Source organism: Streptomyces sp. LUP47B (assembly GCF_001746295.1).
In the GTDB taxonomy this organism is placed as follows: Bacteria; Actinomycetota; Actinomycetes; order Streptomycetales; family Streptomycetaceae; genus Streptomyces.
The window spans coordinates 98,675-113,725 of the sequence record NZ_MJAH01000023.1; the positions used below are offsets into that span (position 1 = coordinate 98,675).

General features: G+C 71.0%; 13 protein-coding genes and 2 pseudogenes. 12 read left to right on the plus strand and 3 right to left on the minus strand.

Translation table 11 applies throughout. The features are described from left to right. Positions 1 to 94: 94 nt before the first annotated feature. Complete coding sequence (locus BFN33_RS43970) at positions 95 to 3,769, minus strand: S8 family serine peptidase (RefSeq protein ID WP_069765834.1); 3,675 nt, start codon at positions 3,767 to 3,769, stop codon at positions 95 to 97. A 272-nt stretch (positions 3,770 to 4,041) separates the two neighbouring features. On the opposite strand from BFN33_RS43970, the gene BFN33_RS55725 reads away from it, so the two are divergent. The 7 genes and pseudogenes from BFN33_RS55725 to BFN33_RS44000 all read left to right on the plus strand — a co-directional run bounded on the left by BFN33_RS55725 (position 4,042) and on the right by BFN33_RS44000 (position 9,125). After that, a complete protein-coding gene (locus BFN33_RS55725; protein ID WP_370743377.1) occupies positions 4,042 to 4,440 on the plus strand; it encodes a helix-turn-helix domain-containing protein in 399 nt (132 codons plus the stop codon). Next, positions 4,428 to 4,619, plus strand: a complete 192-nt coding sequence (locus BFN33_RS52855) for a hypothetical protein (protein ID WP_079141331.1) — start codon at positions 4,428 to 4,430, stop codon at positions 4,617 to 4,619. Before BFN33_RS55725 ends, BFN33_RS52855 begins: the two co-directional genes overlap by 13 nt. Positions 4,620 to 4,665: 46 nt before the next feature. After that, positions 4,666 to 5,436, plus strand: a complete 771-nt coding sequence (locus tag BFN33_RS43980; protein WP_256123035.1) for a response regulator transcription factor — start codon at positions 4,666 to 4,668, stop codon at positions 5,434 to 5,436. Then, a complete protein-coding gene (locus BFN33_RS43985) occupies positions 5,423 to 7,498 on the plus strand; it encodes a cell wall metabolism sensor histidine kinase WalK (protein ID WP_069765835.1) in 2,076 nt (691 codons plus the stop codon). The genes BFN33_RS43980 and BFN33_RS43985 overlap by 14 nt, the downstream gene beginning before the upstream one ends. Positions 7,499 to 7,621: 123 nt before the next feature. Continuing rightward, positions 7,622 to 8,014, plus strand: coding sequence for a hypothetical protein (locus BFN33_RS43990; protein ID WP_069765836.1), 393 nt, complete (start codon positions 7,622 to 7,624; stop codon positions 8,012 to 8,014). Positions 8,015 to 8,116: 102 nt separating this feature from the next. After that, on the plus strand, positions 8,117 to 8,746 hold the full coding sequence (locus tag BFN33_RS43995; protein ID WP_079141333.1) for a class F sortase: 630 nt from the start codon (positions 8,117 to 8,119) through the stop codon (positions 8,744 to 8,746). 12 nt (positions 8,747 to 8,758) lie between these two features. Continuing rightward, positions 8,759 to 9,125 (plus strand): annotated as a pseudogene (locus BFN33_RS44000) (transposase). 30 nt (positions 9,126 to 9,155) lie between these two features. Here BFN33_RS44000 and BFN33_RS44005 read toward each other — a convergent pair. Continuing rightward, positions 9,156 to 10,325 carry an acetyl-CoA acetyltransferase gene (locus BFN33_RS44005; RefSeq protein ID WP_069765837.1) on the minus strand — a complete coding sequence of 390 codons (1,170 nt, stop codon included), beginning with the start codon at positions 10,323 to 10,325 and terminating at the stop codon, positions 9,156 to 9,158. A gap of 81 nt (positions 10,326 to 10,406) precedes the next feature. Here BFN33_RS44005 and BFN33_RS54950 point away from each other — a divergent pair. The 3 genes and pseudogenes from BFN33_RS54950 to BFN33_RS44020 all read left to right on the plus strand — a co-directional run. After that, a partial coding sequence (locus BFN33_RS54950; RefSeq protein ID WP_141758062.1) for an acyl-CoA dehydrogenase family protein occupies positions 10,407 to 11,023 on the plus strand: 617 nt, incomplete at its 3' end. Position 11,024: 1 nt separating this feature from the next. Beyond that, positions 11,025 to 11,860 (plus strand): annotated as a pseudogene (locus BFN33_RS54955) (acyl-CoA dehydrogenase family protein); the annotation flags it as partial. Continuing rightward, complete coding sequence (locus tag BFN33_RS44020) at positions 11,857 to 12,327, plus strand: nitroreductase family deazaflavin-dependent oxidoreductase (protein ID WP_069765838.1); 471 nt, start codon at positions 11,857 to 11,859, stop codon at positions 12,325 to 12,327. The pseudogene BFN33_RS54955 and the gene BFN33_RS44020, both read left to right, overlap by 4 nt. 76 nt (positions 12,328 to 12,403) lie before the next feature. On the opposite strand, the gene BFN33_RS44025 is transcribed toward BFN33_RS44020, so the two are convergent. Next, positions 12,404 to 13,039 carry a TetR family transcriptional regulator gene (locus BFN33_RS44025; protein ID WP_069765839.1) on the minus strand — a complete coding sequence of 212 codons (636 nt, stop codon included), beginning with the start codon at positions 13,037 to 13,039 and terminating at the stop codon, positions 12,404 to 12,406. 135 nt (positions 13,040 to 13,174) lie between these two features. Here BFN33_RS44025 and BFN33_RS44030 point away from each other — a divergent pair, with 135 nt between their 5' ends. Further along, entirely contained in the window at positions 13,175 to 13,927 is a 753-nt protein-coding gene (locus BFN33_RS44030) for a VOC family protein (RefSeq protein WP_069765840.1), read from the plus strand. Positions 13,928 to 14,097: 170 nt separating this feature from the next. Then, on the plus strand, positions 14,098 to 15,051 hold a 954-nt coding region (locus tag BFN33_RS44035; protein ID WP_141758061.1), incomplete at its 3' end, for a serine/threonine-protein kinase.

Below are 15,051 nucleotides of genomic sequence, written 5' to 3' on the forward strand. Positions count from 1 at the left end.
GGCACGGTAGGCGATCTTTGTTAAGGCCGTTTGTCCCGGCCTGGGACGCCGTTCACTTCAGGCCGTCTCCTTCAGGCCATCCATGTCGGTGCGACTACTTCAGGCCGAACGCCCGCAGCACGGTCTGGTCGACGGCGTTGCCGCTCCGGTCGGCGGCCCGTACGCGCAGGGACACGAACGCGGCGCCCTTCGGATGCTTGAGTTCCAGCTCGCCGCGTTTCACCTTCACCTCCTTCCAGGACGTGCCGTCGTCGTAGGAGACCCAGGCCTTCAGGCCACCGGCCGTGACGCCGCCCGACTGGTTACGGACGGAGAGTCCGAGCTTCGACGTGTGCCTTGCTTCGGCACGGCCCAGGAGGTCGAGCCCGTGCACGTCGTAGTCGACCGAGAGCAGCGGCAGCGCCGTGGGCTGGTCCGTGTGCGCCGAGGCGAAGGACCACTCGGTGTGGGTGCCGGTGGAGTAGGCGGCCCAGTCGGCCGTGCGCCGGGCGTCGAGCACGAGGCGGTACGAGGTCTTCGCCGCCGGGACGTCGAAGGTGCCGATTCCGCCGAGCGCGGTGTCGCCGACCAGTTGTCCGTCCGCGTACAGCGTGCCCTTCGCGGTGTCCTGGACGTTGTCCACCGCCCCGTAGTGACCCGGCGTGGAGTCGCTCAACTCCGGGACTCCGAAGGTGAGTTTGTCGCCGGTGCGCTGGGAGAGGGCGTACTGCTCGCTGGTCGCCGGGCGGACCACCGGGCGCAGCCAGTCCTCGGTGGGCAGCCTGCCCGCCTTGTCGAAGGTCTGCAGGGAATCCCACTGCGGCCTGTTCGCCTTCGTGTCGGGATAGACGGCGTGCCAGATCCGGTTGTCGGAGACGTTGTAGTACTCGGTGCGCTCCGTGCCGAGCCGCACATTGTCGGTGGTCGCGATGTCGGTGCTCTGCCCGGGACGGAACCTGTACACGGCGTCCTTGCCGACCCGACCGGCCTTGTCCGCGTGGTAACGAACCGTCTGCTTCACCGTGTTGGAGCCGTTCAGGTTGTACGTCTGCCGGCCAGAGACGGCGCCTGTCTGCGTGAACATCACGCTGTACACGTACGGGCTGACCGCGGTGCCGTCCAGCTTCAGCGTGACCTTCTTCCCGCTCTTCAGCAGGGCTCCGAGCTTCGCGCCGTCCTCGCCGGTGGCGGTCATCAGCGGGATGGCCGCGCTCTTCACCCAGGAGATCCAGTACCCGGGCGTCTCGTGGTAGGCGAGGACGTAACCGGCTCCGGCCGCGGTCGCGTTGGCCAGTGCCTCGTCCGCCGTCGCACCGGCGGCCACCCGGACGACCGCCACCTTGCCCTTGACGTCGAGCCCCGCGAAGTCGGCCGCGCTGCCGCTGCCCGCGTCCACCGCCCGGACCGTGCGGTCACCGCTGAACTTCACCGGGAACCCGGTGGACGTCTGCGCGTAGTCGAGGGGCAGCGCGTACTTCTCGGGGCTGGTGACGCTTGCCGTCAGCTCCTTGGCGTACAGACGGAACTTCGAGGAGAACTCGAGGGTGCCCTCGGTGACCTTCTCGGTGGGGGCCACGTAGACGTGGTCGGTCCACCAGCCCTGGCTGTAGGTAAGTCCCCAGGCGCCGCCCGGCCCTTCCCGCTTCCAGGTGGTGCTGAAGCCCTGGAACTCCGAGTCCTCCTTGGTCTTCGGCTTGATCTCGACCGCCGTGCGGGCGTCGAGGACGACCTCGGTGTCCTTGTCGACCTTGATCTGCGGATCGCCGACGACCGAGGTGCTCATCTCCAGTCCGGCCGCGTCCCGCTGCGAGATCCAGGACGCCGTGGAGTACGTGCCGGCCGGCACCTTGAAGGTGTAGCCGCTGCCGATGAACCCGTACGTCTCGTACGCGCCGTTCAGTTCCTGCAGCGTGAAGATCGACGCCGAGGTGGACGGCTTGCCGTCCCGACCCACCAGCGACAGCTTCAGGTCGAAGGTCTTCGCCAGCTTCTCGAAGCCGACGGCGGTGGTGACCTGGACGCCGTCGGCGCTCGCGGTGATGTGGCCCGTGTACCGGCCCGTCGCCTCCTTGGCTGGGTCGACGGTGACGGCGACGGTGGCGGTGCCCTTCGCCGGGACGGTCACGGTGTCCGCGTTCGGGGCGGCGTCGGGGAGCGACGAGGAGATCTTCAACTCCACCGCTTTGTCCGTGGTGTTGGTGTAGGTGAGGTCCTTGCTGTCGGTCTCGGTGTCGCTCGCCTCGAACGTGCCGAAACTCGACGCCGGCGTCGCGAAGACGCCCTGATTGACGGCCCGTACGGCGTCGACCCGGCCGTCACCCTGCTCGAACACGGAGTTGACGGTGTTCGTCTTCGCGGTGGTCGCGAGCGCCTGCTTGAGCTGCTGTCCCGTCCAGTCCGGATGGGCCTGCGCGACCAGCGCCGCGGCGCCCGCGACATGCGGCGTCGCCATGGACGTACCGCTCGACGTCGTGTAGTAGTCGTCGACCGGCGTGCCCATGGTGGTGCCGGCCGCGCGGGCCGCGGTGATGGCGGCGCCCGGAGCCGTGATCTCCGGCTTGACCGCGAAGTCGCCGATGCGCGGACCCCGGCTGGAGAACGAGGCCAGCTTGTCGGACTTGTCGACCGCGCCGACCGTCAGCGCCGAGTCGGCGATGCCGGGGGTGCCGATGGTCTGCTCGGACGGGCCGGAGTTGCCCGCCGCGATCACGAAGAGGGTGCCGGTGGACGCGGACAGCTCGTCGACCGTCTCACTCAGCACGTCCGAGGGGCCGGACGCGTCACCGCCCAGCGACATCGACACGATCTTCGCGCCGGAGTGCGCGGCCCACTCCATGCCCGCGATGATCCAGGAGTCCTGGCCGCGGCCGTCGTTGCCCAGCACCTTGCCGACCAGCAGCTCCGCGCCCGGCGCCACACCCTTGCGCCTGCCGTCCGAGGCCGCGCCCGAGCCGACGATCGTGGACGCCACATGGGTGCCGTGACCGTGGCCGTCCTGCACCGCCTGGCCCGGCACGAAGCTCGTCGACTCGGCGATCTTCCCCGCGAGATCCGGGTGACCGGCGTCCACGCCCGTGTCCAGTACGGCGACCTTGACGCCCTTGCCGTCGTAGCCCGACTTCCACACCTCGGGCGCGCCGATCTGCGGCACGCTGACGTCGAGGGACGCCTCGACCTTGCCGTCGAGCCAGATCTTGTCGATGCCCTCGCCGAGCTGCCGCGCGGCCTTCGTGGTGGGTGCGGTGCCGAGCGCGGGGGCGATGTCCGCCCAGAAGGCGGTCGACTTCCGCGCGCTGAGCGAGGCGCCGTCGATCGTGGGCAGCCTGAGTATCCGGCGAGCGCCGTCGGGGGTCGCGTTGCCCTTCGTGTACGTCGCGATCACCGGGGTGTCGCCGGTCTTCGCATCGGCGTACCCCTGCTTCACCAACTGGGTGACGTTGAAGAGTGCCGGGTCGAGACGGCCCGCGTTCACGAGCGGGATCGCGTCCGACGGCAGGACACTGACCTCGCCGTCCTTCTCGCTGGACAGGAAGGTGGCGGCCTCGCGGCCCTTGCCGCGCTGGACGTCGAGGGCGTACTTGCCGTCCGGCCCGGCGCTGAGGGACACGGTGTCACCGGTGATGAGGGTGACGGTCTGCGTACTCGTCGCACCGGTCCCGGCGCCGCTCCGTACGGGCGTGGATTCCGGTGCGGTGACCTGCGATCCGAAACCGGCCGCGGCGGGCGTGATCGCGCCCGTGAGCAGTCCGGCCGCTCCTGCCACGGCCCAGAAGGCGTGGTGTCTTCGCATGGGTGGCGTCCTCCCCTGAACACTGACGACGCTTCCGGCCTGGTGAGCGGAAGCCAGTGCTCAGAGTGAGCGCTGCGCGGAAAGCGGCTCAAGGGAATCCTGTGGCCGAGGAGTGCCAATGCACCCTTCGGCCACGGTGGTTGGCGGTCTTCGTAGACCCACTGATCAGGTGGGGGAGTTGCTCGTAGACGGCCCTACTGACTTCGGCTCGGCAGGGTGATCTTTGGCGATGTGCCTGTCGGGCCAGGGGTGCGGGCTGTGTTTCGTGCTGTGTGAGATATGCGGATGGGGGCGGGCTGACCGCTGCGGGACGGCAGCGTCGGGAGGCCGTACGGTGGCAGGCGGCTGTGCTGTTCGAGCAGAGGATCAAGCCGCTGGAGGTCGCCCAGTGCCTCAGAGTGAGCCGGGAGTCGGCCTACCAGTGGCATCAGCTGTGGCGGGACGGCGGGATCGAGGCCCTGGTATCGCGCGGGCCGAGCGGATCACGGTGCCGTCTGTCGCCGCGCTGCCTGGAGAAGCTCGCCGCGTATCAGTCCAGAGACCTCTGTTCCGCGCTTGGAGGGCTGTCCCTTCTGGAGCTGGACTCGGCCCGCGGCGGGCGCGTCCGCCTGCACGACGTCATCCGGCACCTTCTGCGCAGCCGCCTGGTGATGGAGGCGTGCAACGCGTAAATGGTGCGCTCGTCAACGCCGTTGCCGCGAGTTTGCCCCTGGCCGACCCCGCGACCTTCACCCGCCCCTGGTTCGGCTGGGGCGACGCCCTCTTCGCCGAGCTGCTCCTCGACCTCACAGGACGCTCGACGGCAGCCCTGCACCCTCGCCTGTCCACCACCCAACCGCCCTCACGGTAAGGACACTTCCGACCTCCCGGCGCCGGCGGTCGCTACGATCTGCGGCGTGTGCGCAAACATTGTGGTCGCCGAAGACGACGCGAAGCAGGCCGAACTGGTGCGCCGCTACCTGGAGCACGAGGGTCACGCCGTCACGGTCGTCGAGGACGGCCGGACGGCTCTCGAGACGGTCCGGCACCAGGAACCCGACCTGGTCGTCCTCGACGTGATGATGCCCGGGGCCGACGGCCTCGACGTCGTACGGATCCTGCGCGCCGAACGCCGGGAGGTGCCGGTGCTGATGCTGACGGCCCGCAGCACCGAGGACGATCTGCTGCTCGGCCTCGACCTCGGCGCCGACGACTACATGACCAAGCCGTTCAGTCCGCGTGAACTCACCGCCCGGGTACGGACGTTGCTGCGCCGCAACCGGCGCGGCCCCGACCCGGCTCCGGCGACCGTACCCGCCTCCGCTCCCGCCTCGGAGCCCGAAGCGGCCCCGGACGACGAGGTGTTGGCGGTCGGCGCGCTCAGGGTCGATCCCTTGCGGCACGAGGTGTCGGTCGCCGGGACGCCCGTCGACTGCACGCCCGGTGAGTTCCGTATTCTCGCGGCGATGGCGGCCGAGCCCGGCCGGGTCTTCACCAGGGCACGGCTCCTGGACGAGCTGCACGGCTTCGACAAGTACATCAGCGGCCGGACCGTCGACGTGCACGTCATGAACCTGCGCAAGAAGATCGAGCGCGCCCCACGACGGCCGGCCCGCCTCATCACCGTCTTCGGCGTCGGCTACAAACTCACGGACCCCGCGAAGAACGTGCGCCATGCGTCGTCCTGACAGGGGAGGTGCGGCGGGGGCCGCCCGGCTGCCGCTGCGCAAGAGCCTGGCGGGGCGGCTGTTGACCGTGACGGCGCTGGTGGCCTCGTGCTCGGTCGCCGCGACCGCCTGGCTGGCCGTGCAGACGACCTCCGTCGCGATCCGCCAGGAGCAGGGGCAGAACCTCAAGTCCGACGCGAAGATCTACAACACCCTCCTCGGCTACGCGGCCACCCACCCCGACTGGGACGGCGTCGACACCACCATGCGAGATCTGGCCCAGGAGTCCGGGCGCCGGATCGTGCTCACCACGCCGGGCCGACGCCCGATCGTGGACTCGGCCGACTCGCGCTCAGCGGGCGCCGGTCCGTCCGACGATCTGCTCGCTCAGCAGGCCTCAGCGGTCGTGGATCCACGCTCCGTCGACACCGTGCTGGTGCCCGACGCGGCCAAGGCCGGCGCCGACCGCGTCGATCCACGGGCCGTGGGGCCCTTCCGGCTGTCCGCGAAGGAACACGACGCACTGCGGAAGGCCGCCGCCGGGAGGGTGAAGTGCCTCAGCCAGATGGGTATTGCCGCCGACGTCGTCGAGAGCCCGGGCGGACGGCCCCGCGTCCAGTTCGTGAGCGACGAGATCGAAGGGGGGATCGACAGCGTCACCGACCGTGACCTGGAGGCCAAGTGCTTTGCGTCCTACCCGGTCGGTCCCACCGCGACCGAGCGGAAGGCCCTGAGCGCCCTCAACCAACTGGCTGACGCCTGTCTGAAACGACAGGGTCGCACCGCCGTGAAACTGAACCTGGACCTGTCCTGGGACCGGAGTTACGCATACGGGCGGGACGGCGCGGTCTCCGGCGCCGAGGACGGCCTCAGCGATCGGGAGGCGAAGGCCCTGGCCGCCAAGAAGGCGGAGGACGCCGCGACGGCCGAACGCAAAGCGGCTTCCGGCGGCGCACTCGACTACGCCCCCGCCGAGATCCGCGACAGCGCGTACGACCGGGCCGTGGCCAACTGTGTCGAAAGCGCCCGCCGGGAACAGCTCACGGGCTATGTCGCCGAGCCCGCACTCCTGTTCATCGACGGCCCCGGTGCCGCCGGCGTGCCTGGCTTCGACCTCTCCCGCGCCAACACCGCACGCATCGCCGGTGTCACCGCTCTGGTCCTCGCCCTCACCGTCGGCGCCTCGGTGCTCGCCGGAGCCAGGCTCGTACGCCCGTTGCACGCGCTCACCGGCGCCGCCCAGCGCATGCGGGAGGGCTTGGACGCGACGCCGGTGCCCGTGCCCGTCGTCTCCGACAACGAGATCGGACGGCTGACGGCGGCCTTCAACGACATGGCCGCGCACCGGGCCCGCCTGGAGGAGCAGCGCAAGGTGATGGTCAGCGATGTCGCCCATGAGCTGCGAACGCCGCTGAGCAACATCCGGGGCTGGCTGGAGGCGGCCCACGACGGACTGGCCGTGCCGGACCCCGCGTTCGTCTCCTCGCTCCTGGAGGAGGCGGTGCAGCTCCAGCACCTCATCAACGACCTCCAGGATCTGGGCGCGGCCGACGCGGGCGCCCTGCGGCTGCACCGGAAGCCGGTACGGATCGACGAGCTGCTCGGCCAGGTCGCCGCCGCGCACCAGGGGTTGGCCGAGACGGCGGGCGTCACCCTCACGGTCCTGACACCGCCGCCGGGCACCCCTCACCCACCGCTCCTCGACGCCGACCCCGTACGGCTGCGGCAGACCGTCAGTAACCTGCTCTCCAACGCGGTGCGCCACACCCCGGCCGGCGGCACGGTGACCCTGCGCCGGTACGTCTCCGACCCGGGGGACGAGCTCGCCGTGGAGGTGTCCGACACCGGCAGTGGCATTCCGGCGGGCGACCTCCCGTACGTGTTCGACCGTTTCTGGCGGGCGGAGAAGTCCCGCAATCGCAGCACCGGCGGCAGCGGCCTCGGCCTGGCGATCGTCCTCAAGCTCGCCGAGGCCCACGGCGGCACGGTGGACGTGGCGAGCACGGAGGGGGAGGGGGCCACCTTCACCCTGCGGCTGCCGACAGCAGAGTCACGGAAGCCGGAGGGCCCCGGTCGACCCTGATGGGATGACGACAGCGCTCTGACAGTTTCCTCACAAGTGGCCGTCAGGGTGAAGCCATGCCCGGAACCTGGTGCGGATCGGCAACCAGGAACGACCAAGCCGGGCTGGAACTGGAGCCCTCACATGTCCCGCCGTCTCACTCTGCGCCCGCTGCGTATCGCTGTCCTGACCGGCGTCGCGGCCGGCGCGCTGCTCGTCCCGGCCACCGCGGCCTTCGCCACCGACCCGACTCCGTCGCCGAGCGCGACCGACTCGACCTCGGCCGACAAGGAGGCCCTGGCGAAGAAGAAGGCCGAGGACGCCAGGACGCTCAAGGAGGCCGAGGCCCGGAAGGCCGCCGAAGCCCAGAAGGCCGGAGGCAACGGCTACCCGCGTGGCGGTGTCGCCGCGGGCGAGGCCCCCGCCAAGGACGACAACACCGGCACGCTCATCGGCTCGGCCACGGGCGCGCTGCTGCTCGCGGGCGCCGGCACCTACGTACTGCGCCGCCGCACCACGGCCCGCCGCGAAGGCTGACCTGGCAGCACTGCCTCTCGTACGAAACGGTGGCGCCGCCCTTCACCAGGCGGCGCCACCGCGCGTTCCGGTGAATCTCCGCACCCTGTTCTGGAGCCCGCGTTGCCCTCTGCACACCGTCCGGCCCTGTCCCGGGCCCGCCTCGCGACCCTCACCCTGCTGACCCTCGTCAGCGTGCTCACCGGCTGCTCGGCCGACCCCGACCCGACAGCGCGGGTCGTCCCCTCCGCCTCCGCACCCGGCACCCCGAGGTCCGGGCAGCCCGCGGCCTCCGACGCTCCGGCGGCTCCGGCTGCCCCCGCCGAGGTGGCCGTTCCCTCCGTGGGGATCACCAGTTCGCTGATGGAGTTGGGCCTCAACACGGACGGGACGGTCGAGGTCCCGCCGGCCGAGGAGGGGATGACCGCGGGCTGGTACACGGGCGGTGCGGTGCCCGGTGAGATCGGCGCGGCCGTCATCATCGGCCACAACGACACCCGCTTCGGCGAGGCCGTCTTCCACGACCTGAAGAAGATCAAGGAGGGTGCGGACATCACCGTCACCGACAAGACGGGAAAAGCCCTCCACTTCACCGTCACGGACAAGAAGAGCGTCGCCAAGAACGCCTTCCCGACGGAGAAGGTCTACGGGCCGACCCAGGAACGTGCTCTACGGCTCATCACGTGCGACGGCGACTTCGACGCGCAGGGGCACCCTGTCGACAACCTCATCGTGTACGCGACAGCGAGCTGAGGGCCGATTGCGATGCGGCCCGGCTCACGGACCCGGCTGTGCCATCGGCTGGTTGCCCATCCTGCGGGCAAGGGCAAGCGCCGCAGTATGAGCGAGCGTGACTTCATCGCTCTGCTCGACGGCGCCCACCAGCGAGAGTTGATCGACGCACGGGAATGGCTGACGGTGTTCCTGCTGCCCGCCCACTCGCCCGACCTGAACCCGGTCGAGGGCGTGTGGGCCCACGTCAAGCCCAGCCTGGCCAACCTCGCCGTAGTCGCCCTGGACCGCTTGGAGCCCTTGTCCGCAACCGGCTCAAACGACTCCAGTACGGCCCGAAACCCTCGACGGCTTCATAGGCGGCACCGGCCTCGCCCTCGGCAACCCGACCTCACCCTGACGAGCCGAAGTCAGTACTCGTAGACGGGCCCTAGCGCCCCAGTACCACCGTCCCCGACGAGCAGAACCAGCCGCCCGTCCCGGACGCCACCGCCAGCTGCGGCGCCGACCCGTCCGGGCGCCGCACCTGCCGTGCCCCCGCCTCCCCGCGCAGCTGCCGTACGGCCTCCACGAGCAGGAACAGCCCGCGCATGCCCGGGTGCTGGGCGGACAGTCCGCCGCCGTCGGTGTTCACCGGCAGGTCCCCGCCCTCGACCTTCAGCCGTCCCTTCTCCACGAAGGCGCCGCCCTCGCCCTTGGCGCAGAAGCCGAGGTCCTCCAGCGTCACCAGCGTCATGTAGGTGAACGCGTCGTAGATCTGGGCGAGTTCGATCTCCTCGGGGCGTACGCCCGCCCGCTCGAAGGCCAGCCGTCCGCTCACCGCCGCCGGGGACACCGTGAGGTCGGGCCACTCGGACATGCTGACGTGCGAGACGTACTCCCCGGTGCCCAGCACCCAGACGGGAGCGGTACGGCAGTCCCGTACGTACTCCTCGGCCGCGAGCAGCACCGCCGCGCCGCCGTCGGAGCGGATGCAGCAGTGCAGCTTGGTGAAGGGGTCCGCGATCATCCGGCCGGAGAGGACGTCGTCGACGGTGATCGGGTCGCGGAACATCGCGTCGGGGTTGAGGGCGGCGTTGGCGCGGGCCTGGACGGCGATCTGCGCCAACTGCTCGATGGTCGTGCCGTGTTCGATCATGTGGCGGCGGGCCGCCATCGCGTACTTGGCGATCAGGGTGTGGCCGTAGGGCACCTCGAACTGGAGCGGGCCGCGGGCGCCGAAGGAGAGGGTGCCGGTGCGGCGGCCCGCCCTGATGTCGGCGCGGGCCGTGGAGCCGTAGACCAGCAGGACCGCGTTCGCGTGTCCGGCGGCGATCGCGTCGGCCGCGTGCGCCGCCATGACCTCCCAGGTGGAGCCGCCGACCGAGGTCGAGTCGACCCAGGTGGGGCGCAGGCCCAGGTACTCGGCGATCTCGACGGGGGCCAGGGTGCCGGTGCCGGCCGAGGCGAGGCCGTCGACCAGCGAGCGGTCCAGTCCGGCGTCGGCCAGGGCGCGGCGGGCGGCCTGGGCGTGCAGGGCGTAGGGGGTCGCGTCGTCCACGCGGCCGCAGTCGGCCAGGGCCACGCCGGTGATCGCGACTTTCCGGCTCCCGGGGGGCATGAGGGCCTCCTGCCTCTGGGCATCTGGTGCGGACGCTCCTAATATGACGGACCGTCAGATCGGGAGGGAAGAGGAAGAGCCATGGACGCTCGCTTCACCGCCGAACAGGACGAGATCCGACGTGCCTTGCGGGAACTGCTGCGAAGACGCTGCGGGCCCGAGGAGTTGCGGCGTGCGGTCGACACCCCGGCCGGCTACGACCCGGCGCTGTGGACGGCCCTCGCCGAACAGCTGGGCCTGCCGGGGCTGGCGCTTCCCGAGGCGTACGGCGGTGTGGGGTGCTCGGTGACGGAACTGGCGCTGGCCTGCGAGGAGACGGGGCGGGTGCTGGCGCCCACGCCGTTGCTGGGCACGGCGGTGCTCGTGGCCCCGCTGGTGCTGGCCCTGGGGACGGACGCCCAGCGCGCGGACCTGCTGCCGCGCATCGCGTCCGGCACTTTGACGGCAGCCCTGGCCGCGCCACCAGGTACGGCCCTCGCCCTGACCGGTGACAACCAGGACGACTGGGCGGGAGGCGGACGTGCGGGCGGGGTGCAGGCTCGGCCCGTTCCCCGTTCGGGCGGGGGCGCCGCCCCCGGCTCCGGGGGGCTGGGATCCGCCCGGGCGGGACTGGCGGGCGCCGCTCCCGGGGCTTCGGGAGCGGCCTCGACGGGACGGTCGGCCGCAGCGGTGGAGGGGCGGGCGGCCGCGCCCCTGGCNCCGGCGCGGCGGGCACCGCCCCAGCGGGACGCTCGACCGCCCCTGGGGCGCAGCAAGCGCAGACGGGGGCGCAGCGGTCGGGAGCCGCGGCGCAGCGGTCGGCCGACGTGTCGGGGCCGGGCGCCGGCCGATGGCGGCTTTACGGTCAGGTCGATCAAGTCCTCGACGGGCACAGTGCCGATGTCCTGCTCGTGGCCGCCCACGCCGGTGGGTTCGCCCGGTCCCGTACGCTCCTCTTCCTCGTCCCCGGTGACGCCCCCGGGCTCGTGCGCACCCGGCAGCGTGCCCTCGACGCCACCCGTCCCCAGGCGCGCGTCCAACTACGGGACGTGGAAGCAGAGTTGCTCGGTGATGACGACGAGGCCGATGTCCTGGGGGCCCTCGCCCGCACGGGGGCCACCGCCGCCACCGTCCTCGCCTGTGAGGCCGTCGGGGCCGCCGACCATGTGCTGGAGACGACCGTCGAGTACGTCAAGCAGCGGGAGCAGTTCGGGCGGGCGGTCGGGTCCTTCCAGGCCGTGAAGCACCGGCTCGCCGATGTGTACGTTCAGCTTCAGGCGGCCCGTTCCGCGGCCTACTTCGCCGCCTGGGCCGCCGTTCACGACGAATGGCCGGTCGGTGGCCTCGCCCTCGCCCAGGCCCTCGAAGCCCTGCGTACGGCCGCCGCCGAGGGGATCCAGCTGCACGGCGGCATCGGGTTCACCTGGGAGCACGAGGCGCATATGTACTTCAAGCGAGCCACCGCGGACGAGCTGCTCTTCGGCCCAGCACACCGGCTGCGGGCGCACGACGCCGACGCGGCGCGGCTCTTCGAGCGGGCGGAGGTGTCGGTGTGATCGGCGCGAGGGTGGTCCAGCGGGTGTCGTCCACGCGCGGCTTCGCCAAGGTCGCGCCGCATGTGATTCCGGCCCTGGACCGGGCCGTGCACCGGATCACCCGGGGGAAGTTCCTGCTCAGCGCGCAGATGTTGCCGGGGGTCGTGCTCACCTCGACCGGGGCGAGGAGCGGGCTGCCCCGCCGGACCCCGCTCGCCTGCATGCCCGAGGACGACGGCCGTACCTGGATCCTCATCGGCTCCAACTTCGGCCGCGACGGCCACCCGGCCTGGACCGCCAACCTCCTCGCCCACCCCGAGGCCTCGGTCAGCTGGAAGGGGCAGGACATCGAGGTGACGGCGACGCTGCTGACGGGGGAGGAGCGGGCGGCCGTGTGGAAGACCGCGCTGGCGTTCTGGCCGCCGTACGCCACCTATCAGGCACGGGTCGAGCGGGAGATACGGCTCTTCCGGATCACCCGGAGATGAGCGCCGGACGCACGACAGGCGGCTGTCCACCCGTGTGAACAGCCGCCTGCCAGACAGGACTCGAAAACCTGGGCCGCTACTTCGTCGGCTTCCTGCCCGTCACGCCCAGGTGCACCAACAGCGCCAGGTTCGGCTTGAGTTCGGCCTGCTTGACGCCCCAGGTCTGGAAGCCCTTCTGGTGCGAGGCCACCGCCGCGAGCATCGCGACGAGGGAACCCGCGATCGCGGCCGGGTTGACGTCCTTGTCGACCTTGCCCTTCGACTGGAGCTCGGTGACCGCGTCCACAAGGGAGTTGTTCACCGAGTTGAGGATCTTCATACGGATCTTGTAGAAGCGTTTGTCGCCCTCGGCGGCGCCGAGGTCGACCACGCGCAGGATCGCGTCGTTCTTGCGCCAGAACTCCAGGAAACCGTCCACGAGTTCCTGCGCGGTCAGCCATCCCGCCTTGCCGACCCACGACCGGCCGTCGAGCAGCTCGGTCAACTGGCCGCCCTCGGTGGCCATTTGCTCGGCGACCTCCAGGACGGCGCCCTCGACGTCCGGGAAGTACTGGTAAAAGGTCGCGGGTGAAGTGCCCGCCTTCCGGGCGACATCGATGACCTTGACGTCCCGGTAAGGGGAGGAGCTGAGCATCTCGCTGAGGCAGTCGAGCAGCTTCTGCCGGGTCGCCTGCCCACGCCGGCCGGCCACGCGGCCGTCGACGGTACGCACTTGTCCTGTCATGCCGTCAGCTTACCGAGGGGTGATCGGAGCGCGATTCGGCCGACTGCAAATGGGGTGCACGGGGTCCAGGGGGCGGGTGTGCCTGGTCCTGCGGGGTGCGTGCGGCGCCGTTACTTTGACGGTATGGCCGAAAACAGGGCATCCGCAGACGGAACGGGATACGGCGAGGGCGTCCCCTGCTGGGTGGACGCGCAGCTTCCCGACGTGGCCGCCGGACAGCGGTTCTACGGTGAGCTCTTCGGCTGGACCTTCCACGACCGGCCGGAGGCCCACGGGGGTTCTGTGTGGGCCCACCACAAGGGCCGCCCCGTCGCCGCCCTCGTCCGCAAGACGGACGGCCGGATGCCCACGGTGTGGACGGTCCACTTCGCCACCCCGGACATCGAGGGCCTCGCCGACCGGATCTGGGCGGCCGGCGGACAGGTCGTCACCGCACCCGTGCCGGTGGCGGAGCTGGGTACGTCCGCGCTGGTCACCGATCCGGAGGGGGCCGTCTTCGGCCTCTGGGAACCGGGCAGCCACGCCGGATTCGGGGTGCGGCACGAACCGGGCACCTTCGCCTGGGCCGAGCTGTACGTGCGGGACACCGAGGCCGCCAACACCTTCTACGGCGGGCTCTTCCACGACGCCCTCTTCGGACCCGAGGCCCACCCCGACTTCGGCCGCGCCCCGGTCTCCGACGTGTTCCCCACCGAGATGCCGCCCCACTTCCTGGTGCACTTCGGTGTCGAGGACATCGAGGCCGCGCTCGGGACGGTCGGCCGGCTCGGCGGGCGGGTCCAGGCGCCGCCATTCGAGACGTCGTACGGAAAAGTGGCCGTCGTCACCGACAATCAGGGAGCGTCGTTCGCCCTTCTGGAGCGATCGGAGCGGTAGAAGGTTCCGCTTTGAGGTGAGACACCCCAATTGACCCCGGGTTCGCCACCAGGCCTCCGGCCAGGAAGAATCAGGGTTGCGTGCCGCCATGGCGGTGCGGTGGTGAGACGCTGCACGGGGTCGCGTACATATGTGGGTGGCGCGGCTTGTACGGGGAGGTGGCAGGCAGAGTGGTGGATCAGCTGACACAGCACGATCCGCGCAGGATCGGGCCGTTCGAGGTGCTGGGACGGCTGGGTGCCGGCGGCATGGGGCTGGTCTATCTCGCGCGCTCGGCGTCGGGCCGGCGGGTGGCGATCAAGACGGTGCGTACGGAGCTCGCCGAGGACCAGCTCTTCCGGGTCCGCTTCACCCGTGAGGTGGAGGCGGCCCGGGCGGTCTCCGGCTTCTACACGGCCGCCGTGGTCGACGCCGACCCGCGCGCGGCCGTGCCGTGGCTGGCCACGGCGTACGTTCCCGCGCCCTCCCTCGAAGAGATAGTGAACGACTGCGGGCCGCTCCCGGCCCAGGCGGTGCGCTGGCTCGCGGCGGGCGTCGCGGAGGCGCTGCAGTCCATCCACGGCGCCGGCCTCGTCCACCGTGACCTCAAGCCCTCCAACGTCCTGGTGGTCGAGGACGGCCCCCGGGTGATCGACTTCGGTATCGCGTCCGGCGTCTCGAACACGCGTTTGACGATGACGAACGTCGCCGTCGGTACCCCCGCCTACATGTCCCCCGAGCAGGCCAAGGACTCCCGCAGCGTCACCGGCGCCAGCGACGTCTTCTCGCTCGGCTCCATGCTGGTCTTCGCCGCCACCGGCCACCCGCCCTTCCACGGCGCCAACCCGGTCGAGACGGTCTTCATGCTGCTGCGCGAGGGCCCCGACCTCGAGGGTCTCCCGGACGAGCTGCGTCCGCTCATCGAGTCCTGTATGCAGATGGAGGCCACGGGGCGTCCCAACCCGGCCGACCTCCAGGCCCAGCTGGCGCCCCACCTCTTCGGCTCCGGCTCCGACGACAGCGGTACGGCGTCGGCGTGGCTGCCCGAGAAGGCCGTGGCCATGATCGAGACGCGGCGCGGCGGGCGCCCGGCGCCCACCCAGCCCGGTGGTGCCCGCAGCGGAGGCGGCCGCCCCGCCGTACCG